Origin of the sequence: Exiguobacterium sp. 8A, from assembly GCF_902506275.1 — a bacterium.
Classification (GTDB): domain Bacteria; phylum Bacillota; class Bacilli; order Exiguobacteriales; family Exiguobacteriaceae; genus Exiguobacterium; species Exiguobacterium profundum.
Map to the genome: position 1 here is coordinate 2,575,147 of NZ_LR733630.1, position 19,591 is coordinate 2,594,737.

Sequence of the window (19,591 nt, forward strand, 5' to 3'; positions counted from 1 at the left end):
CGTCATATACTGAAAGAGTAAGATAGTTTTGAATAAGGGGGAAACAATATGTCAAAAACACACGATGTGATTGAATTGACAGAGAAGTTCGGGGCACATAACTATCATCCACTACCGATTGTCATTTCGGAGGCGAAAGGGATTTGGGTAACCGATCCTGAGGGGAATCGCTACATGGATATGTTAAGTGCATACTCTGCTGTCAATCAGGGACACTGTCATCCGAAGATCATCCAAGCGCTTAAAGATCAAGCGGATAAGATCACGTTGACGTCGCGCGCCTTTTATAACGATCAACTCGGACGTTTTTACGACAAAGTGGTAACGCTTACAAAGAAACAGATGGTGTTACCGATGAACACGGGTGCAGAAGCGGTCGAGACGGCCGTGAAGACAGCACGTCGTTGGGCATATGACGTGAAGGGCATTCCGGGACAAGCGGAAATCATCGTCTGCTCAGGAAACTTCCATGGACGGACGATGGCTGCTGTGTCGATGTCGACAGAAGCGGAATATCAGCGTGGATTCGGACCATTATTGCCAGGGTTCAAAGTTGTGCCATACGGTGATATCGACGCGTTCGAAGCGGCGATCACAGAGAATACAGCGGCGTTCATCGTTGAACCGATTCAAGGGGAAGCTGGAATCATCATTCCGCCGGCTGGTTATTTGAAGCGGGCATCCGAGCTCTGTAAAGAACATAATGTCCTCTTCGTCGCAGATGAGATCCAGTCTGGACTTGGTCGTTCTGGAAAGTGGTTTGCCATCGAGTGGGAAGACGTCACACCGGATATGTATATTCTCGGAAAAGCACTCGGAGGCGGAGTCTTCCCAATCTCATGTGTTGCAGCTGACCAGGAGATTCTTTCGGTCTTCAACCCAGGCTCGCACGGGTCGACGTTTGGTGGAAACCCGCTTGCTTCGGCTGTCTCCGTCGCGGCTCTTGAAGTGTTAGAAGAAGAAAACCTACCGGAACGTTCGCTAGAACTCGGGACGTACTTCATGGATCGCTTGAAGTCGATCGACAATCCGATGATTCGTGACGTTCGCGGACGTGGACTCTTTATCGGCATTGAGTTGACGGAGTCGGCTCGTCCTTATTGTGAGGCGCTAAAAGAGCGGGGACTTCTCTGTAAAGAAACACATGAAACCGTGATTCGATTGGCACCACCGCTTGTGATCACGAAAGAAGAACTCGACCAAGCATTCGAAGCAATCGAAGCCGTATTGGCCCCCGCAGCTATTTCGTAAGAAGCGTCAGCTTGGTATAATGAAGTCAGTTCAATCGACACCTGCCTAGCAGGTGTCTTTTTCGTGGAGGAGGAGTTGGATGATTTACATATATGTCGGATTGGCAGGGGCGGTCGGTGCTTTGGCACGCTATGGTCTTGGTATGATGATCGATTCGATTGGACCGAGCGCATTCCCGGTTTCGACATTGCTCATCAATCTCATCGGTAGTTTTTTGTTAGGGTGGTTGACTCACATGTTTCTTCGAACGGGTAAACTTTCTCCTCAATTCGTCACGATTGTGGGGACTGGAATGATTGGTTCCTTCACTACATTCTCCACGTTTAGCGTTGAAACGATTCGATTATTAGACGAAAGTCGGATAGGGCTGGCGCTTCTATACGTCTTTTTGAGTATCACGCTTGGACTCGGGAGCTCATGGCTTGGTTATCGTGTCGGCGTGAGACGAAAAGTTGAGGTGAAATAGGGTGACAATCATGTGGATTGCGACAGGTGCCTTTTTTGGTGCGATGTGTCGTTTTGCTATTGGTCAACTGATGAAACGGTGGTCTGATTCCACCTTTCCATTTGCAACATTATTCGTCAATGTGTCGGGTTCGTTTGGCCTTGGGTATTTATATGCCCACACGAGCCATCCGTCGCTCCTTCTCTTTTTAGGGATTGGATTTTTAGGGTCGTTTACGACGTTTTCGACTTTGAAACTTGAATTGATGCGGTTTGCGACAAAAGACTGGATTCGATTCGGACTTTATCTCCTTGCGACATATCTGTTTGGAATACTGGCTGCTTATATCGGCTGGTCAATCTAAAACAACGCCCCTTCCATTTCGAAGGGGCGTTGTTTTATTCTGCAAGTTGAAGCTTCTCGGTACATGAAGCACAAGTCGTTTCGTATGACTCGCACTGTTCATCCATATGCTTCCCGCATTCCTGGCACGTTTTGTCCGGTAGTTTTTGATAAAACTCGACAGATGATTCGAGTCGGCTTGCCCATTCATTCATATGAAAATGCCTCCTTCGTAGATGTGTCACGGTATTGGTTGTTGTCATGATTGTATTATAACAGATGTCATTAAGTCAACTATAATATATAACAGATATATTCGGGATTTTTTGCTACACTATACACATCAAAAGACGAGGTGAAAAAAATGAAAGTGCCACAGTGTGAAACGATTGGAATTCAATCAGAGGACGTTCCAACGCTACAAACCGCCTTGGCGCAATTAGATGCGCCTCGAGTCAGTCGTTTGTTTAAAGCGTTCGCTGATCCGACCCGTCTAAAAGTGCTGTATGTGTTGACGCTCGAACATGAACTATGTGTATGCGATGTGGCGGCCGTTATCGGTCACTCTAACGCGACCGCATCTCACCATTTACGGACATTACTTGAACAAGGATTGGTAAAGTATCGTAAAGAAGGGAAAGTCGTTTATTATTCATTGGATGATGAGCACGTGAGACAGCTCGTTGAAATTGCATTGACACACAGTGAAGAACAAAAAGACGTTTAAGTTCAATGACCGTCCCCATTCGAGGGGCGGTCATTTTTTTGTACTTGTCTTCAATTTCAATTCACGATACGATATATTCAAATGAACATTTGAATGTTAGGGGGATATGATGAGAAATCGAGACGTACTACCTGTGTCCGGTATTACCTGTACTAATTGTGCGGCCAAAATTGAGCGGGATGTGGCGAAATGTGAAGAAGTCGCATCTTGCCAAATTGATTTTGCGACGAGTCGTATGGTGATTGAATGGGTGGACCCGTCGAACCGTGACAAGATGCTTCAGTCAATTGAGCAGACGATGGGGCGGATTGAACCGGGAGCGAAGTTTGTAAAACAAGATGACGATCAAACCGAAGGACGAGATTGGACGCTTTGGAGATTTCTCACAGCCGCTCTTATTTTTTCGATGGCGATTTGGACAGATTCGATTTTAGGATATATTGCGGCATATTCACTTGCTGGTTACGACGTCGTATACGGTGCGGTCCGGAACATATGGAACCGGGAATGGTTTGACGAGAAATTTTTAATGACCATCGCGACAATCGGGGCATTCGCCATTTCGGAATACCCGGAAGCGGTGGCGGTCATGCTGTTTTATCAACTTGGGGAATACGTGCAAGGACGGGCGGTACGCGCCTCCCGAAAATCGATTCAGTCCTTGTTGAATATGAAACCGACCAGAGCGCGTGTACTCGAGGCGGGTCAGGAAATGGAACGATTGCCGGAAGAAGTAACGGTCGGGTCACACCTCGTCATTCGTTCAGGAGAACTAGTCCCGATGGACGGATTCGTCGTGAGTGGGGCGAGCTCTTTAAATACGTCGTCATTGACTGGTGAATCCGTTCCAAGGCAAGTTAGCGCGGGCGAGGAAGTGTTGGCAGGTATGGTCAATATCGAGGGGCGTCTCATCGTTGAAACGACAAAGCTCGCGGCTGAATCAAGCCTTCAAAAAATGATTGCTCTCGTCGAAGAGGCGAATGGAAAGAAAGCAAAAACGGAACAAATGATCACGCGCTTGGCAAAAGTCTATACACCGATTGTGGTAGTCATGGCGACACTTGTCGCATTCGTTCCACCCTTGTTTGTAGGGGACTTGAATGAATGGATTTACCGGGCCTTGATTTTTCTCGTCATCAGTTGCCCTTGTGCACTTGTGATTTCAATCCCGTTAGGTTATTTCGGGGGGATCGGTTCTGGATCGAAACAAGGGATTCTTGTAAAAGGTGGCGAGTTCCTTGATACATTGACTGAAGTGGATGCAGTGGTCTTCGATAAAACAGGAACATTGACGACCGGGCGATTTGAAGTGACCGATATCGTGACGACAGACGGCATCACTAGCGATGAACTGTTACGGTTAGCTGCCCGTGTCGAACAAGCATCCAATCATCCTCTTGCGCAAGCAATCGTCCGTCGTGCTGGGGAGGTTCAATCGTTTGATTCGATTCAAGAGGAGCCGGGATATGGTCTCCGTGCACGAGATGGTGACGACGAGGTGTATGTAGGGAGTGCCCGTTACATGGAACGGTTAGGTCAAGTGATTGCAGATTCGTCAATCGGGACGAATGTACATGTGATGAAGAATAATCGTTGGCTTGGACGAATCGAACTGATGGATACGGTAAAGCCGGATGCGATGGCTGCAATCGAACAATTGAAACGAATCGGAATCCAGACGGTCATGCTATCTGGAGATCGTCGAGAAGTCGCTACAAAAATTGGCAAGCAACTCGGATTGGATGAAGTACGAGGGGAGTTGCTGCCGCACGAGAAAGTGGAGGCAATCGAACGGATGGTCGGAACGCGTAAAGTTGCTTTTGTCGGGGATGGTATGAATGATGCGGCGGCTTTGGCCCGGGCAGACGTCGGTCTCGTCATGGGTGGCGTCGGAAGCGATACAGCAGTCACGGCGGCGGACGTGGTATTGATGCATGATGCGCCAACGGATGTCATTCGGGCCATTGAGCTAGGCAAACGAACGAAGCGCGTCGTCTGGCAAAATATTTTCTTTGCCTTTGGAATCAAAGCACTTGTCATGCTTTTAGGATTGTTCGGCATCGCAACGATGTGGGAAGCGGTATTTGCGGACGTGGGAGTGGCGCTTCTTGCCATCGCGAACGCGACGCGGTTACTTCGTATGACATCATGAAAGAAGTGTCTCGGTTTTATACCTGAGACACTTCTTTTTTTATTCGATTCTGTCGTGATGCGTTTTAATGCGCAACAACATAAAGGTGAGGATGACAATAATAGCAAGAAGTAAAAAAGTGATGGTGAAAAGGACTTGTGTCAAGAAAGATACTTGATTCTCTGCCGCAATCAACTCTTTATGAATGTCTTTATATTGCATTTGTTTGAGAGACCGTAAATCTTCTAAAATCGTTTGCCGAAGTTCTGTCATCGTTTCTGCGACAGCCGTCGCTTTCACTAAGTCGCCTTCTTCATAGATGACGAGAACGCGGTCGGCTTCCTTTTCCCAAATGGCATCTCGTTCGAGTAAATCGAGGACAGAGCTCGGTGTGTCCGGGTCATCGATGATGGATTGTTTAAGGTCTTTGGCTTGTCGAGACATGCTATAGTACATCTCTAAAAAGTGTCGGTCTTCATATGCGAGTAATCCACGAATGGCATTTGCCCGTTCGACGTTATAATACATCACGTCTTCAATCGATTCATAGGAGTCGAGTTGTTCGCCTTGAATGGTTTCGAGACGCTCATTTGTTTCTTTCAATTGAAAAATAAAAATAAAAATAATCGAAATAGATAAGATTGATAAACTGATCCATAATAAAATCCACTTTCGTTGTGACATCGTGACCCTCCTTTCTTCTACATCGTACATGATTTTGTAAAAAACGACAGAAAATATTTTTTTGAAAAAGGAAAAAACGGGGAAATGTATAATCATTAAGAGTAGTGTCTCTTGATGAGAGAAGACAATTAGATGCATAAGGAGAGTCAATATGTCAGAGAACTCGACGTTACACAAGCTGTGCCAGGTTTTACGAAACAAGCGAACCAATCTTACCTATGAGATTCCGAGTCTTTGGAATCGCATGCGTTTCCATTCCGAGCCGGTTCGAGATGGGGTGGAACGTGTCAATCCATATGATTTTTTGTTGGAAACGATTGAAAAAACGATTTTCCCGTATGCACATGAAAGTCGCGACTATCGTACTTCCATTGCGCTTGCAGACGGACATTTACAAACCGGGGGGGATTGGATCAAACGGGCATCGGTCTACTCCATGCAAGTTCGTACATCGACCTCATGGGACCATGACGGGTCGGGTTACGTTGAAAGGGAGAATTCAGTGGGAATGAAAGACACAGGCACTTTTGTGAAAACGCTTGCATTGATTCCACATCTTCTCTATATGGGGATCGATACATTATTCCTCTTGCCGATTTCGCAACACAGCCATAAAAACAAGAAGGGTGAATTCGGTTCTCCTTATGCCGTTCAAGACTTTTTCGCAATTGATGAAGAGTTAAAGGAAACGTTAACTGGTGACGAGATGACGGTCGAAGAAGAATTTGCCGCATTCGTGGAGGCCTGTCACATGGTAGGGATTCGTGTCGTCATCGATGTCATCCCGCGGACGTGTGCCCGAGATAACCGTCTCATCTTAGAAAACCCGGAATGGTTTTACTGGATTCCCTTGACGGAAGTCGATTACTATCATCCGCCATATGTTCCGGGCATTGGGGAGAACGTCAAACCGGAATTTGCTTTCTTGCCGATGGTGTATAACTCAGAAGACGTATGGCAACACTTGCGACGGTTCTCCATGGCACCGAATTTGATTGATGCGGAGAAATGGGATCGTGTACGTAACACGTTGCTCGAGCATCCAGAAGAAAACGTATTGGCGATGATTGAACGAGAGTTCGGATTGACAACTGCACCTGCTTTCTCGGATTGTATCAATGACCCGCAACCACCATGGTCAGACGTAACCTATTTCCGACTTTTCTTAGACCATCCGCTTGCAGCGGCACCTTATGTGAACGATGCGAACATTGCACCTTATATCCTGTTTGACTCGATCAAATCCAATCAATTCCGAGGAAATGAGATCAATGAACCTGTTTGGGAGATGCTCGCTGATATCATTCCTCACTATCAACGGGAATACGGTATAGATGGAGCGCGTATTGATATGGGTCATGCCCTTCCGGTCGATTTAGCACAACGAATTTTGGAACAACCGCGTGCCATCGATTCGAATTTCAGCTTTATCGCTGAAGAACTCATCGAGTCCGGAGCCTGGGCGGCGAAGGACGCTGGCTATAATATGATTATCGGATATGGTTTTTATAAAGAACCGCGATTCAACACGCATGAAACCCATCAATTCTTATACGATTCACGCTTTTTACCTCTTCCGGTATTTGCAGCAGGTGAAACGGCAGATACGCGACGACTCGCGACACGGGAAGGCGGACGAAAAGCAAGCCGTTTGTTGACGGTGTTGAACGGATTTATGCCTAATGGGGTTCCGATGACGAACTCGGGGCTCGAATTGTATGAGACACAACCGATGAACACTGGACTCGATTGTCGACCGGAAGAGGCGTATCAACTCTTCCCGACGGATCCTTATTTTGGCAAGCTTGCGTTTTTTGATGCGTATCAGTTTCATTGGGATCATCCAGAACGGGATGAAATGATTGAAGTGATGCATCAAGTGGCTGAAATTCGACGTCGATGGTTAGATGTGCTCGTGGATCCGAATCACTTTGAACCGCTCGTTTTAAATGAACCGTTCGCCCCGTTCATTGGATTCGCTTGGTTACGACCGGAAACGAATGATACGTTGCTCGTCGTAGCGAATACGAACATGGTAGATGCGCTACGAGGAGTTGTCACGCTTGATGGGGTGAGACGTCGAAATTGGAATGCGAGTCGTTTTGCGGAGATGGTCTATTCACCTGATTCGTGGCCGTATGCGGAGCATTCGTTTGATGATAATTGGAATCTCTTGGTCGATTTGAAACCGGGAGAAGTCAAAGTGTACGAGATGAGATGAAAAAACGCCTTGTACCGAATAACCGGTTCAAGGCGTTGTGTGTTTCATGTAATAAATGACAAATTCATCGAGCGGCATCGGTTTCGCATAGCGATATCCTTGCATGGAGTCACAACCGATTTTACGAAGGAACGTCTCCTGGTACTCGGTTTCGACGCCTTCGGCAACGAGTGCCATACCGAGTTGGCGTGCCATGGCGACAATGGTCGTCGTGACCATTTGATATTCGCGATTCTCTTCAAGCTGCATCGTGAACTCACGAGGAATTTTCAGTTCATCGATTGGATAACGGACGAGGTATGCGAGTGAACTGTACCCTGTCCCGAAATCATCGATAGACAGCTTGATGCCGAGTGCTTTTAACTCTAAAATGCGATTTAATACACGATCCGAATGATGTGCGGCCACGGTTTCTGTCAACTCAAAATTAAGGCGTGACGGTTCAATCGGGAACCGCTCGAACAATGTTTTCAAGTAATCGATCAAGTGTTCATCAAACAACTGACGGACGGATAAGTTGACCGATAGTTTCGGTAAATGGATGTCGCCTTGTTCAAATACGTGAATCAATTGGAATGTCTCATGAATCATCCAACGACCTAAATCCTGAATATGTCCCGTTTCTTCAGCAATCGGAATGAACTGGCTTGGTGGAATGAACGCACCGTTATGTTGCCAGCGCATGAGCGCCTCTGCTCCGATGATTGCTTTCGTCGAGGCATCCACTTGAGGCTGAAGGAAAAGGGAAATCTCGCCTTTTTCAAGTGCGGTTTCAAGCCCTTCCATCAACACTTTCCGCTCTTCTTTGTCCTCCCGTAACTCTGGTTCGAACATGACGGTTTCGTCACGACCTTTGTCTTTCGCGCGATACATCGCCAAATCGGCATTCGAGAGCAAGTGCTTTAATTTTTTCCCATGCTCCGGGAAGCGGACAATCCCGATCGAGGCATGGACTTCGACGAGTGTCCCGGCCATATAATACGGGGGACGATAGACAAGCCGCCGCAATCGTTCCGTCAACATCTCATCGTCTCCATGTTCCGCGACGACGATAAACTCATCGCCCCCGAGTCGCCCGGCATATTCGTTCGGCAAGAGTGCAGTCCGCAGCCGTTTTCCGATATGTTGTAATAACTGGTCACCCATATGATGACCGAATTGATCATTGATTTCTTTAAATCCATCCAAATCGGAAAACATCAATGTGAACGTACGCCCTTCCTCGATCAAGCGTTCGATTTGCTCTTGAAGTGCGTAGCGGTTATGAAGACCGGTCAAACTATCGAATTTAGCTTGATACAGAATTTGTTCTTGTTGCTCGATCATCTGGGTGATGTCTTTAGCGATAGCGTAGATGCCCTCGACTTCTCCCTCGATGATCATTGGGACGTTGACCAATTGCCAGACGCGTGTTTCCCCTTCGTCGGTCATCACACGCACATCGATTGTTCGGGGACGACCGTTCGTCAACTCTTGAAGAATGATGGTATAAGGTGCACGGTCTTTCGATTCAATGATGTCTAAGATGTTCGAGCCGAGTAGTGTTTCGGTTGTCAGTCCTAAGATAGAACTGCCGGCCTCGTTGACAGATAACACTTCGCCATGCAAGTCGAATAAGAAAATCGGTTCTGAATGGTAGGCAAAAAGCGAACGGTATTGCTGTTCACGGATTTCTAATTCATGTGCCTTGGTCGACACGGCAACTTCCAAATCTGTGTTGACGGAATGCAAACGATGACTGATGAGTGCGTTCTGTTTGGAGACGACAAACTGACGAATGAGCAACAAGAGAACAGCATTTGCGATCATCGAGTCCATTACGGATGTTCCAAGAAGGCGATCGGAAGCGAGTAAAAACATCATGACGACCACACTATACAGCACATAATCGACAATGGAATCGTAGGCAAGTGCATCTTCCGATACATCATCGACCCAGTAGCTAATCGAGATGGTCAAGATACTACTGACTTGCAACAGATGAATCAATTCATGTGTAATTCCGGAAAAGACAACCAACGTGTTTGCAATCGAAGCAATCGTGAATCCAAGAATTCCGACGAGCAATAAAATCCGGAACTGTTGACCGGCTGAGACGACTCGATTTAAGTAGAGGAATGCGAGCATCATATAGAGGCTAATGAGTAACATTTGCTCTTCGAATCCGCTCAACTGTGACACGAGTGAGACGTCTTGCGTTGAAAAGAACCAAATATGAAGACCACCAATCAAAAGGAAACTGAACAGGGCGAATAAATCGAACGTGCGTAGTTTCAAAGTACGAAACTCAATCGATTGCGTGATGACGATTAAAGCCATGATTAAATAAAAGAAATTTTGGAGGAACAACAAGGACTGCATATTGTCGTTGATTGAATGATAGTGCATCAGTAAGTACAGCGTGAAGCATACATTTCCTGCACTAATCAAAATATGGATAAAACGCCGCATACCTCTATGTTTAAAGATAGCTACTCCGCTAAAGCCAATCGCTGCCCCTGATATGACGAGATAATAGATGAACAACGTGATCTGTAGTAAGTCGTGCGGGGTCAAAAATAAAAATAAAAGTCCGGTAGAAAAAGTTCCGATGAGAATCGCCGGAACGTATTGGCGCAACGAGTAAACAGACAACTCATGCACCTCCTTCTTTATATGTATGGGGCTCTTATTTATTATCGGAACAGGAGAACGAAGATTACACAAAAAAATCGACAACAATCTATATTGTTGTCGAAAATTTTAGATTTACAGTGTATATGAGTGTTCTTTAAAGTTCCCGACGACTGAATCGATTTCAGACACAGTGACAAACGCCTCAGAATCGATTTCAGACACGATTTGACGAAGGCGTGGGATTTCATTGTTCTGGACGACGACGTACAGCATTTTTTTCGAATCATTCGAATATCCGCCTGTCGCATCCATAATTGTGACGCCCCGTTTCAAATTCTGCTTGATGACCAAATTGATTTCGTCTGCTTTTTGACAAATGATGAAGCATTGCTTTTGGGCAGCGAAGAATTTATGAATCGTAAGCAACGTACGGGATCTGACGAAGCTTAACACAAGCGCGTACATGACAGCTTTGATGTCAAAGACGATGAAGACCAACACATAGACGATGATGTCTTGTGTCAGAAAGATTTTAGGTAACGACAAGTTTCGATTATTCATATAGATGACTTTCCCTAGAATATCGAGTCCACCGGTGGAAGCTCCTGCAAAGAGGAGAAGTGCGAGTCCAAGCCCTGAAACGATTCCGCTGAACACCGAAGCGACGAGCGGATCATCGAGAGGGGTCGGGGGAATCAAGACTGGCAAACTATCGATGAGGATAGAGGAAAGTACGACGACAATTCCTGTCATCAAGATAAATCGACGTCCCAAATATTTTAGTCCCAATATAAAGAGCGGGATATTAAGCACGAGCTGTGTCAAACCGATGGGAGTTCCAAACAGTTCATTCGTAATCAACGTGATTCCGACGATTCCCCCAGAACCGATTTCGTTTGGTTTAAGCAGTAAGCTGACAAAGACAGACTGAAGGATTGTCCCGGCAATGATGAACAGTACCGTTTCAAGGGCAACCCGTTTTCGAGATTTTGCATACATAGATAATGGCTAGGCCTGACGCCTCCTTTTTGTAAGTCTTCTGCAAGCGTACTGCTACTTTTACGTCATTTCAAGTCTCACATGTCATTATGGAATCGATCGATATCACTCGCTAATTGCTCATGTACGTAATCGATGACTTGAGCATCATCAAAAAGTCCGAGTGGGACATCGTCTGGAATCGCATCGAATGGGGAGACGAAGTATAGGATGGCCGCAACAAGTTCCTCTTGTTTATCGGGTTGCATCTCAAATTGTTCATTGTAAAGCGCGCGTAACATATTCAGCATTTGTTTCATCTGGAAGTAAAGTGTCAGTTCTTCTTCACGCTCGATGTTACTGATTTCATTGGATGCCACATCGACTGTGACTTTTGCGAGTGCGCGTTCACCTTGAACGAGCAAGTCGCCCAATTGTTCTCGGTCGCGGATGTCTTCTTTCGCTTGTTTTAAAAAATGTGTGTATGTTGTTTTCCAATCTGCCATTTGGATTCCTCCTTCTTTCTTCATCTACTAATATGCCCGTTTTTGCGCATTGGTTGCAACTTTTCCTGAAATTTAAGAAAATAAAGATAACTGAAAAGGAGGAACGATACATATGTCTAAGATTTCGATGCCGACAGAGGCAGATTTCGCACGCTATGCAGAATTAGCTGTGAAAAAAGGTGTGAACATTCAACCTGGTCAACAATTAGAAGTACGTGCTGACATCAGTCAGGCACCACTCGTCCGTCACGTGGTGAAGGCTGCTTATGCGGCCGGAGCGAAGCAAGTGTTCGTCAACTGGAGCGACGAAGAAACAGGGAAGATCCGTTATTTCAATGCACCAGCGGATTCGTTCAAAGAGTTTCCAGATTGGTTGAAGGCTCGTTTTGAGCAATTGGCTGAAGAGAAGACGGCATTCTTGTCAATCGTCAGTGATGACCCGGATGCATTGAATGGTGTGGAATCGTCACGCATTTCGGATGCAAACCGTGCAGCAGGACAAGCGCTTGCGAAGTGGCGTCAATATGTGATGAGCGACAATGTGAGCTGGTCAATCGTCGCAGGTGCGTCAGAAGCGTGGGCACAAAAAGTATTCCCGGGACGTGATGATGCGGTTGCAGCATTATGGCAAGCCATCTTCGCAGCAACGCGGATGGATCAAGAAGATGTCGTCGCGGCATGGGATACACACGATCAATCACTCCGTAGCCGTGCGAAGCTGTTGACAGAGAAGAAATATGCGAAGCTTCATTACAAAGCGCCAGGTACGGAACTGACGATCGGACTTCCGAAAAAACACGTCTTCCTTGGCGGTGGCGGCCCGAACGTCGATGGCATCGACTTTATCGCAAACATGCCTACGGAAGAGGTCTTCACGCTCGCAGATAAAGATTCTGTGGAAGGTCACGTATCGAGTACAAAACCACTCAGCTACAGCGGGAACTTGATTGATGAGTTCACTCTTTGGTTTGAAGGTGGGAAAGTCGTCAAAGCGGAGGCGAAAAAAGGGCAAGCGGCTCTTGATGAATTGTTGAATATGGATGAGGGTGCGCGTCGTATCGGTGAAGTAGCGCTCGTTCCGGATGATTCTCCAATCTCGAACTCTGGTCTTCTCTTCTATAACACGTTGTTTGATGAGAATGCATCGTGTCACTTGGCGCTCGGACGTGCGTACTCGACATGTCTCGAAGGGGGTCCTTCGATGTCACAAGAAGAGCTCGCGGCGAACGGGGCGAACGACTCGATGACACACGTTGACTTCATGATCGGGTCAGCCGAAATGAATATCGATGGTGAACGGGAAGACGGGACGCGTGAAGCAATCATGCGTGACGGGAACTGGGTCATCTAAACAAAAGAGCGAATTCCGAAAGTTACGGAATTCGCTCTTTTTACGTGCAATCGTATAGATAGCGCAGTGCGTGAGGCAAGCGGCGACGCCAGGCCGATTCGTTGTGAATCGCATTTGGTTCGACCTCATATCGGAAGGCGATTCCTTTCTGCGCGATGACGTCAATCAGTTTCGCATTCGTGAATAGGTAGTCGCTTGGAGTGATAGGCCCGCTCTCTTCATTTGTGCCAATGTCCATATATAGTTTACCGGCGAACTCAGCATGTTTCATTTCTCGGATCAATGGATCAAGATTGGCCCATGCCGCAGTGGAGAGGGAACCAACTCGTCGAATAGAAGGATAGGTCGCCATCATGTATAGAGAGATGACACCTCCCATCGAGCTCCCCATGACCCCGACATCTTCTGGGTCAGTAGCGTACTCGCTGTCAATTCGTGGTTTTAATTCGTTCATGAGCCAATCTGTATACATACGGCCTTGGCCACCGAGTGTTGGACGAGTTCTTGCCAATTCGGGTCCGATCCGTCGATACAGCATCTCATCTTCCTCATATGAATACTCATCATAACGGTCCAGCCAGTTCGGGGCGCTCGCGATGGCGACGACCATGAGCGGGAGTCGTAGCAGGTCGATGCAACGATCGATTTCCCAACCTTCTCCATATGTAGCAGTGTTTCCAGAAAACACATTTTGTCCATCATGCATATACAGGACGGGAAGCGGGGTGCTGACGTCGACCCAGTCTGGTCGAAATACGCGGACAATCCGCTTTTGACCACGTACCTTCTCCGTCGGAATCGACACGTTCAATTGTTCAATCATCTTTCGTCACCTCTTTCTACTTGTATTGTGGAGAATCATGAACCAAAATACAATCACCTGACTTGACTACCTACCGTTCGTTAGGTAATGTATAAGGCAAGGAGAGTGAATGACGTGAATACAAAAGATAAAATCATGCAGTCTGCTCGAACACGCTTCGCACGGGATGGTTACGAAGGGTTGTCACTAGCGGCAGTAGCGGAAGATGTAGGGATTCGCAAGGCTTCTTTATATGCCCATATCGATGGGAAGGAACAACTGTTCAAACAAGTCGTGTCAGATATGGCGAATCGTTACGAAGAAGTATGGCAGACAACTTGTGACGATACGGCTGGACGACCACCTTTAGAACGAATCGATTCGATTGTCAACACACTCACGTCATTCTTTAGTGATCATGAGACTTGGATGTTGACGAAACGAATGCTGCTCGTACCACCTCCAGAATTTCGGGATTATATCGAAGAAATCATCGGAAAAGTGGAGACGGAGCTAAAAGGGTTTGAAAAAGAACAGTTCCGTCTGGCGATGGAGCGTGGCGATTTACCGGTACAACCGCTCGATGAACTATATGCTGCCTACTATTGCTTTTTAGATGGCGCCTTGCTGTCCTTATTCACATTTGAAGAGGATCGGAATATGAGACAACAAGCTGCGTTTCGAATTTTCAAGAAAGGAGTGGGTTGGGATGAGTAAAGAGAAGAGTGCATGGATCTCCCTCCTGTTTGCAGGACTACTCGAAATCGTCTGGGCGACCACGATGAAGTTGTCTGAAGGCTTCACGATTCTAGGTCCGACATTGTGGACAATCGTGTTATTGATTCTCAGTTTCGGATTATTGGCGAAAGCGTTTCGGACGTTGCCTGCCGGTACGGGGTACGTCGTATTTACAGGGATTGGGGCGGTCGGTACGGTGATTGTCGGTGCTCTTCTTTTTGATGAGGCGCTCAGTGGTTGGAAGCTCTTACTTGTGACGACGTTGATGATCGGCATCATCGGATTGAAGCAAGTGACGGGAGGAGAAGAAGCATGAGTTGGGTTTATCTGATTGGAGCGGGAATTGCTGAAATGACAGCCGTTTTCTTTATGGGGAAATCGAAAGGATACCAGATTTTAAAGTGGTCGATTGCATCAATTTTATCGTTTGCGCTCAGCTTCTATTGGTTATCAAAATCACTTGAGGTCATTCCTCTTAGTCTTGCCTATTCCATCTGGGTAGGCATCGGCGCGGCCGGCGGTGTCATTTTAGGGATGCTCTATTTGAACGAATCGAAAAATCGTTGGCGTATCTTCTTTTTGTTGATGATTATTAGTAGTGTAATCGGTTTAAAAATTGTCTCGTAAAGGATTGAAATGTGCTGAAAACGGGAATTTATTACTTCAGATTATGTGATGAAAAAAAGGGGGCGGAAAACGATGCATCTTGTCGAGTTGCAATCCGAACGTTTGCGGTTTGAACCGTATACGCTTTCTGATTTCTATTTTGTCAAATCGCTTCTCCAAGATCCACGGGTGATGCGCTTCATCAGTCCGGATGGGAGACCGTATACAGACGAACAGACGATTGAATGGTTTGAACGTCAATTGGCCCGCTATGAGACAGGACGCCAAACGGGTCTCCTGAAGCTCATGACATTTGAAAGTGATGAACCGATTGGTCACGCAGGTACGCTATTGCATGAATTGGACGGCAAAATCGAGTTGGAAGTCGGATATTGGTTGTCACCGAAGCATTGGCACATGGGATATGGTCGAGAAGCCGCCGCGCGTCTGATGCAGCATGCTTTTTCAGAGGGCGAGAAGGAGATTATTTCTCTGATTCATCCGGACAACGTTCCATCTCAACGTGTCGCCAAAGCGAATGGTCTTCACTGGGATCGAGATACACTGTACAAGGATATGCTCGTCTCCGTTTATGCGGGTGACTTGGAGCGGTTATGTCGACATATCGACCGTCAACAAATGACACGATAAAAAGTCTCTAAAAAAATAAAAAAAGTTGTTGCCAACTCAATAGTTTCTTGATATATTAATAGTGTCCTTAAGAGAGGACACGACCTGATTCTGTAGCTCAGCTGGGAGAGCGCTACCTTGACAGGGTAGAGGTCGCTGGTTCGAGCCCAGTCAGAATCACTTGGGTGCCAAACCCTCGAGAAACCCACCGGAACATGGGTTTCCGCGAAGCCACTTCTTGCGAGAAGTGGCTCTTTTTTTGTATATTGACATGGCACGAAAGCAATTGGTATATTCCTTTCAATACATAATGAAACGGGGAATGCAACATGGTGCTAACGGGTACACTCGTCAATGCCGCATTGATTGTCATCGGGGCATTGCTAGGTCTCTTATTTCACCGCATTCCGGAGCGTATGAAGGAGACGGTGACTGCGGCAATCGGGCTTGCGGTCATCTTGCTTGGGATTCAAATGGGGATGAAGAGTGAGAACTTCTTGATTGTCATCGGAAGTCTCGTCGTCGGGTCAGCGCTCGGGGAGTGGTGGAAGTTGGATGAATTATTAAATGAAGTCGGTTATCGACTTGAACGGCGACTTGGAAGTCAATCGAGTGTAGCGGAAGGATTCGTAACGGCCACACTCATTTTCGTGATCGGGGCGATGGCCATTATCGGGGCGCTCGATAGCGGGTTGCGTGGTGATCATGACGTGTTGTACACGAAAGGGTTGATTGATGGTTTTACGGCCCTCGTGTTAAGTTCGACACTTGGGATTGGGGTCATGTTTTCAGCAGTTCCAGTGTTACTGTATCAGGGCGGAATCGCATTACTCGCCATTCAAATCATGAAATTCATACCGGAATCGCTCATGGACAGTTTTATTTTAGAGATGACCGCGACCGGTGGGGTCATGATTGTGGCGATTGGTCTGAACTTGGTTGGAATCACAAAAATTCGTGTGGCCAATTTATTACCGGGGATTTTAGTGGTCGCGATGATTGTCACGGTTATACATATGCTGTAAAGAAAAAAGACTGAATTCGATTCAGTCTTTTTTCGTGGTTGCATTCATTTTGGAAGGCTCTTTTCGTAGAGCTTCCGCAATGATTTTATCCCAATCGGCTGCATCGCACGCCGCTGTACAGGTAGGTTCAATTTCACATGTTGCACATTTCCCGCCTTTTGCTTTACGTGTGTAGCGGTAAAGAGAAAATGCGGCATATCCAAAAACAATGAATCCGATGAGTAGGTCAAAGAATGACATGGTATTCCTCCTTACGCAAATCCGAATAAGCGACCGACTTGATAAATGACAAGAGACACCACATAAGCGACACCTAAACCGTATAAACTGGCGAACCATGTCAACTTGGCACTACCCACTTCTCGCCGGATGACAGCGACTGTCGCCAAACAAGGGACATAAAGTAAAACGAAGGCCATGAAGCTATACGCGCTGAGTGGGGTGAAGATTGGTAATAGCGACTCCGATAAATCTGATTCGCCGACCGCATAGATGATTGCCATCGTAGACACGACCACTTCTTTTGCTAAGAATCCGGTGATGAGCGAGGCACCGGCTTGCCAAGTACCGAATCCGAGTGGGACGAGTAATGTGGCAATCATACCACCAATCATCGCCAAGAAACTGTCATTCATCGGTACATCAAAGCCGCTTGGACCTGAATAGGCGAGTAGCCAGATGAACACAGAGCCACCAAAAATAAATGTACCGGCTTTTCGAACGAATCCTTTCGCTTTTTGCCAAGTGCTACGCCATAAGGTAAGTCCTTGGGGAACGCGGTATGGAGGTTGTTCGACGATGAATAAGCTCGTCTGATCTTCAGAGGCCAATGCCTTCGTAAAGATTTTCGCGGCAATCAAGGCAAGGAAAATTCCCAACATATAGAGCGAGAGGACAACGAGTGCTTGATGAGTAGAGAAGAAACTCGCCGCAAACACAGCGTAAATCGGAAGCCGGGCCGAACATGACATGAATGGTGAGATGAAGATGGTGACTAGACGTTCGCGCTCCTCTTCGACCGTTCGAGCGGCCATGATTCCAGGAACGTTACATCCGAATCCGATAATCATCGGGATAAAGCTTTTTCCATTCAATCCGACGAGTTGCATGAAACGATCCATCACGATGGCGACTCGCGCCATATATCCGGAGTCCTCTAAAAATGAGATAAAGAAAAAGAGGACAAAGATTTGCGGAACAAAAACCAATACGCCACCGACACCTGCGATGACACCGTCTACGAGAAGGGCTTTAATGAATGGAGAAGCACCTACAGCATCTAACATCCAAACCGTTCCTGATGTGATCGGACCAGACAATAGTCCGTCTAATAAATCGGAAAGAGGTGCACCAACCCAATTAAATGTCACGTGGAATAGCGCATAGAGTACCCCGAAGAAGATGGGTAAACCTAAGATAGGATGCGTCACAACCGCATCGATGCGATCTGTCATCGTCACGTCCTGTGCATTGTGATTTTCAATGACCTGGTGTCGAATCTGTTTCGCCCAATCGCGACGACGCTCAGTGATGTGTGCGTGTGCAAAACGCCCTATAGCCGTTTCCAGTTCTTTTCGGACGGCAACAATCTCTGGAGATGATGCTTCTAAATGGTCGACGACAATCCGGTTGCCTGCTAAATATTGAATTGTAATCCAGCGATCCGTTCTCGATAGACCAGTTAAACGAAGAATGCGTGTAATCGCTTCTTCGGTCTCTGGACCATAGTTTAATTCGAAAGGTTGACGCTTCTCCATTTGAATCGATGAGAGCAAGACGTCACAACCATCACCTGTTCGTGCGGTGATCGGGAAGACATCTACTTGGAGGAGCGTTTTTAATTTGTCGAGATTAACATGCATTCCACGACTTTCTGCGACGTCGACCATGTTTAAACCGATTTGAAGCGGTCGTCCCATCTCTAGAAGTTGCAAAGTAAGTTGTAAGTTACGTTCTAATTGTGAAGCATCGACAATATTGATCATCCCGTCAAATGGTTCATGCAGTAAGAAACGGGAGACAATCGCTTCATCTGCCGAGAGCGGGTCTAAGTCATAGACACCGGGTAAATCAATTAATTGTCCGACTTTCCCATGTAACTGACCGATTTTTTGTTCGACTGTGACACCGGCCCAGTTGCCCACATGTGCGAATGAACCTGTTAATCGATTAAACAATGAAGTTTTTCCTGTATTTGGATTGCCAATCAATGCGATCCGTTGGCTCATGGTACAATCACTCCGATTTTTTCGGCATCTGATCTTCGGATGGCGATAATTTGTTGATGATCCACTTGTTCAATGGTGAGCGGTCCTGAAAAAATAGCTCTGCGCTTCACACGTACCGAGCATCCCTCGTAAAAACCAAGAGAAATCATTCGTCGGCGCAAGCGATCATCAATTTTAGTCAAATCAGATAAAATGACGGTTTGATTCAACGCGACATGTCGTAATAGACTCATAAGTAACCTTCCCCATCTTTTGATAACGATTCTCATTCGCTATCTTATCATGTCAAAAGAGAAAGTGAAATATTGAT

At 46.5% G+C, this 19,591-nt stretch carries 21 protein-coding genes and 1 tRNA gene; 13 read left to right on the forward strand and 9 right to left on the reverse strand.

Features of this window, described 5'->3' with window-relative positions; all coding sequences use genetic code 11:
- Positions 1-48: 48 nt before the first annotated feature.
- The 3 genes from GVY42_RS13490 to GVY42_RS13500 all read left to right on the forward strand — a co-directional run bounded on the left by GVY42_RS13490 (position 49) and on the right by GVY42_RS13500 (position 2,060).
- Positions 49-1,251 carry an ornithine--oxo-acid transaminase gene (locus GVY42_RS13490; protein WP_015880758.1) on the forward strand — a complete coding sequence of 401 codons (1,203 nt, stop codon included), beginning with the start codon at positions 49-51 and terminating at the stop codon, positions 1,249-1,251.
- Between the two features lie 79 nt (positions 1,252-1,330).
- On the forward strand, positions 1,331-1,717 hold the full coding sequence (gene crcB / locus GVY42_RS13495; RefSeq protein ID WP_159563517.1) for a fluoride efflux transporter CrcB: 387 nt from the start codon (positions 1,331-1,333) through the stop codon (positions 1,715-1,717).
- Positions 1,718-1,727: 10 nt separating this feature from the next.
- Positions 1,728-2,060 carry a CrcB family protein gene (locus GVY42_RS13500; RefSeq protein ID WP_015880760.1) on the forward strand — a complete coding sequence of 111 codons (333 nt, stop codon included), beginning with the start codon at positions 1,728-1,730 and terminating at the stop codon, positions 2,058-2,060.
- A gap of 34 nt (positions 2,061-2,094) precedes the next feature.
- Here the strand turns inward: GVY42_RS13500 and yhfH are convergent, their stop codons facing one another.
- A complete protein-coding gene (gene yhfH / locus GVY42_RS13505) occupies positions 2,095-2,253 on the reverse strand; it encodes a protein YhfH (RefSeq protein WP_015880761.1) in 159 nt (52 codons plus the stop codon).
- 149 nt (positions 2,254-2,402) lie between these two features.
- Here yhfH and GVY42_RS13510 point away from each other — a divergent pair, with 149 nt between their 5' ends.
- Entirely contained in the window at positions 2,403-2,765 is a 363-nt protein-coding gene (locus GVY42_RS13510; protein WP_015880762.1) for a metalloregulator ArsR/SmtB family transcription factor, read from the forward strand.
- A 109-nt stretch (positions 2,766-2,874) separates the two neighbouring features.
- A complete protein-coding gene (locus tag GVY42_RS13515) occupies positions 2,875-4,917 on the forward strand; it encodes a heavy metal translocating P-type ATPase (protein WP_159563518.1) in 2,043 nt (680 codons plus the stop codon).
- 39 nt (positions 4,918-4,956) lie between these two features.
- On the opposite strand, the gene GVY42_RS13520 is transcribed toward GVY42_RS13515, so the two are convergent.
- On the reverse strand, positions 4,957-5,580 hold the full coding sequence (locus tag GVY42_RS13520) for a hypothetical protein (RefSeq protein WP_078146294.1): 624 nt from the start codon (positions 5,578-5,580) through the stop codon (positions 4,957-4,959).
- Between the two features lie 151 nt (positions 5,581-5,731).
- Between GVY42_RS13520 and GVY42_RS13525 the strand changes: the two genes are divergently transcribed.
- Positions 5,732-7,801, forward strand: a complete 2,070-nt coding sequence (locus GVY42_RS13525) for an alpha-amylase (protein WP_159563519.1) — start codon at positions 5,732-5,734, stop codon at positions 7,799-7,801.
- A gap of 27 nt (positions 7,802-7,828) precedes the next feature.
- Here GVY42_RS13525 and GVY42_RS13530 read toward each other — a convergent pair whose 3' ends face one another.
- From GVY42_RS13530 to GVY42_RS13540, 3 genes are all read right to left on the reverse strand, one after another.
- A complete protein-coding gene (locus tag GVY42_RS13530) occupies positions 7,829-10,435 on the reverse strand; it encodes a bifunctional diguanylate cyclase/phosphodiesterase (protein WP_159563520.1) in 2,607 nt (868 codons plus the stop codon).
- A 114-nt stretch (positions 10,436-10,549) separates the two neighbouring features.
- The gene (locus GVY42_RS13535; protein WP_159563521.1) at positions 10,550-11,416 is read right to left on the reverse strand and encodes a YitT family protein; all 867 of its coding nucleotides are present in this window, start codon (positions 11,414-11,416) and stop codon (positions 10,550-10,552) included.
- A 77-nt stretch (positions 11,417-11,493) separates the two neighbouring features.
- Positions 11,494-11,901, reverse strand: a complete 408-nt coding sequence (locus tag GVY42_RS13540; RefSeq protein WP_074037788.1) for a YkvA family protein — start codon at positions 11,899-11,901, stop codon at positions 11,494-11,496.
- A 112-nt stretch (positions 11,902-12,013) separates the two neighbouring features.
- Between GVY42_RS13540 and GVY42_RS13545 the strand changes: the two genes are divergently transcribed.
- Positions 12,014-13,252, forward strand: a complete 1,239-nt coding sequence (locus GVY42_RS13545; protein WP_015880769.1) for an aminopeptidase — start codon at positions 12,014-12,016, stop codon at positions 13,250-13,252.
- A 40-nt stretch (positions 13,253-13,292) separates the two neighbouring features.
- Here GVY42_RS13545 and GVY42_RS13550 read toward each other — a convergent pair whose 3' ends face one another.
- Positions 13,293-14,075 (reverse strand): alpha/beta hydrolase, encoded by a 783-nt coding sequence (locus tag GVY42_RS13550; protein ID WP_159563522.1) that lies wholly within the window; start codon positions 14,073-14,075, stop codon positions 13,293-13,295.
- Positions 14,076-14,189: 114 nt separating this feature from the next.
- On the opposite strand from GVY42_RS13550, the gene GVY42_RS13555 reads away from it, so the two are divergent.
- From GVY42_RS13555 to GVY42_RS13580, 6 genes are all read left to right on the forward strand, one after another.
- A complete protein-coding gene (locus GVY42_RS13555) occupies positions 14,190-14,771 on the forward strand; it encodes a TetR/AcrR family transcriptional regulator (RefSeq protein ID WP_159563523.1) in 582 nt (193 codons plus the stop codon).
- Positions 14,764-15,108, forward strand: coding sequence for a multidrug efflux SMR transporter (locus GVY42_RS13560; protein WP_159563524.1), 345 nt, complete (start codon positions 14,764-14,766; stop codon positions 15,106-15,108). The genes GVY42_RS13555 and GVY42_RS13560 overlap by 8 nt, the downstream gene beginning before the upstream one ends.
- Entirely contained in the window at positions 15,105-15,419 is a 315-nt protein-coding gene (locus GVY42_RS13565) for a multidrug efflux SMR transporter (RefSeq protein WP_159563525.1), read from the forward strand. Before GVY42_RS13560 ends, GVY42_RS13565 begins: the two co-directional genes overlap by 4 nt.
- A 72-nt stretch (positions 15,420-15,491) precedes the next feature.
- The gene (locus GVY42_RS13570; RefSeq protein WP_084543120.1) at positions 15,492-16,049 is read left to right on the forward strand and encodes a GNAT family N-acetyltransferase; all 558 of its coding nucleotides are present in this window, start codon (positions 15,492-15,494) and stop codon (positions 16,047-16,049) included.
- Between the two features lie 86 nt (positions 16,050-16,135).
- Positions 16,136-16,208: transfer RNA gene (locus GVY42_RS13575), tRNA-Val, on the forward strand.
- A 149-nt stretch (positions 16,209-16,357) separates the two neighbouring features.
- Positions 16,358-17,053: a DUF554 domain-containing protein gene (locus GVY42_RS13580; RefSeq protein ID WP_159563526.1), complete on the forward strand. Its 696-nt coding sequence runs from the start codon at positions 16,358-16,360 to the stop codon at positions 17,051-17,053.
- Between the two features lie 21 nt (positions 17,054-17,074).
- Here GVY42_RS13580 and GVY42_RS13585 read toward each other — a convergent pair whose 3' ends face one another.
- Genes GVY42_RS13585 through GVY42_RS13595 form a run of 3 tightly spaced genes read right to left on the reverse strand, consistent with a single transcriptional unit; the run spans position 17,075 to position 19,514 of the window.
- On the reverse strand, positions 17,075-17,293 hold the full coding sequence (locus tag GVY42_RS13585; protein ID WP_159563527.1) for a FeoB-associated Cys-rich membrane protein: 219 nt from the start codon (positions 17,291-17,293) through the stop codon (positions 17,075-17,077).
- Positions 17,294-17,304: 11 nt separating this feature from the next.
- The gene (gene feoB, locus GVY42_RS13590) at positions 17,305-19,281 is read right to left on the reverse strand and encodes a ferrous iron transport protein B (RefSeq protein ID WP_159563528.1); all 1,977 of its coding nucleotides are present in this window, start codon (positions 19,279-19,281) and stop codon (positions 17,305-17,307) included.
- The gene (locus GVY42_RS13595; protein WP_034771241.1) at positions 19,278-19,514 is read right to left on the reverse strand and encodes a FeoA family protein; all 237 of its coding nucleotides are present in this window, start codon (positions 19,512-19,514) and stop codon (positions 19,278-19,280) included. Before GVY42_RS13595 ends, feoB begins: the two co-directional genes overlap by 4 nt.
- Positions 19,515-19,591 lie beyond the last annotated feature (77 nt).

Coding starts and splice junctions, on each gene's coding strand:
- yhfH (WP_015880761.1), bottom strand. CDS start 2,253: ATGAATGAATGGGCAAGCCGACTCGAATCATCTGTCGAGTTTTATCAA.
- crcB (WP_159563517.1), top strand. CDS start 1,331: ATGATTTACATATATGTCGGATTGGCAGGGGCGGTCGGTGCTTTGGCA.
- GVY42_RS13560 (WP_159563524.1), top strand. CDS start 14,764: ATGAGTAAAGAGAAGAGTGCATGGATCTCCCTCCTGTTTGCAGGACTA.
- GVY42_RS13540 (WP_074037788.1), bottom strand. CDS start 11,901: ATGGCAGATTGGAAAACAACATACACACATTTTTTAAAACAAGCGAAA.
- GVY42_RS13490 (WP_015880758.1), top strand. CDS start 49: ATGTCAAAAACACACGATGTGATTGAATTGACAGAGAAGTTCGGGGCA.
- GVY42_RS13565 (WP_159563525.1), top strand. CDS start 15,105: ATGAGTTGGGTTTATCTGATTGGAGCGGGAATTGCTGAAATGACAGCC.
- GVY42_RS13520 (WP_078146294.1), bottom strand. CDS start 5,580: ATGTCACAACGAAAGTGGATTTTATTATGGATCAGTTTATCAATCTTA.
- GVY42_RS13580 (WP_159563526.1), top strand. CDS start 16,358: ATGGTGCTAACGGGTACACTCGTCAATGCCGCATTGATTGTCATCGGG.
- GVY42_RS13535 (WP_159563521.1), bottom strand. CDS start 11,416: ATGTATGCAAAATCTCGAAAACGGGTTGCCCTTGAAACGGTACTGTTC.
- GVY42_RS13550 (WP_159563522.1), bottom strand. CDS start 14,075: ATGATTGAACAATTGAACGTGTCGATTCCGACGGAGAAGGTACGTGGT.
- GVY42_RS13525 (WP_159563519.1), top strand. CDS start 5,732: ATGTCAGAGAACTCGACGTTACACAAGCTGTGCCAGGTTTTACGAAAC.
- feoB (WP_159563528.1), bottom strand. CDS start 19,281: ATGAGCCAACGGATCGCATTGATTGGCAATCCAAATACAGGAAAAACT.
- GVY42_RS13515 (WP_159563518.1), top strand. CDS start 2,875: ATGAGAAATCGAGACGTACTACCTGTGTCCGGTATTACCTGTACTAAT.
- GVY42_RS13570 (WP_084543120.1), top strand. CDS start 15,492: ATGCATCTTGTCGAGTTGCAATCCGAACGTTTGCGGTTTGAACCGTAT.
- GVY42_RS13545 (WP_015880769.1), top strand. CDS start 12,014: ATGTCTAAGATTTCGATGCCGACAGAGGCAGATTTCGCACGCTATGCA.
- GVY42_RS13510 (WP_015880762.1), top strand. CDS start 2,403: ATGAAAGTGCCACAGTGTGAAACGATTGGAATTCAATCAGAGGACGTT.
- GVY42_RS13500 (WP_015880760.1), top strand. CDS start 1,728: ATGTGGATTGCGACAGGTGCCTTTTTTGGTGCGATGTGTCGTTTTGCT.
- GVY42_RS13595 (WP_034771241.1), bottom strand. CDS start 19,514: ATGAGTCTATTACGACATGTCGCGTTGAATCAAACCGTCATTTTATCT.
- GVY42_RS13585 (WP_159563527.1), bottom strand. CDS start 17,293: ATGTCATTCTTTGACCTACTCATCGGATTCATTGTTTTTGGATATGCC.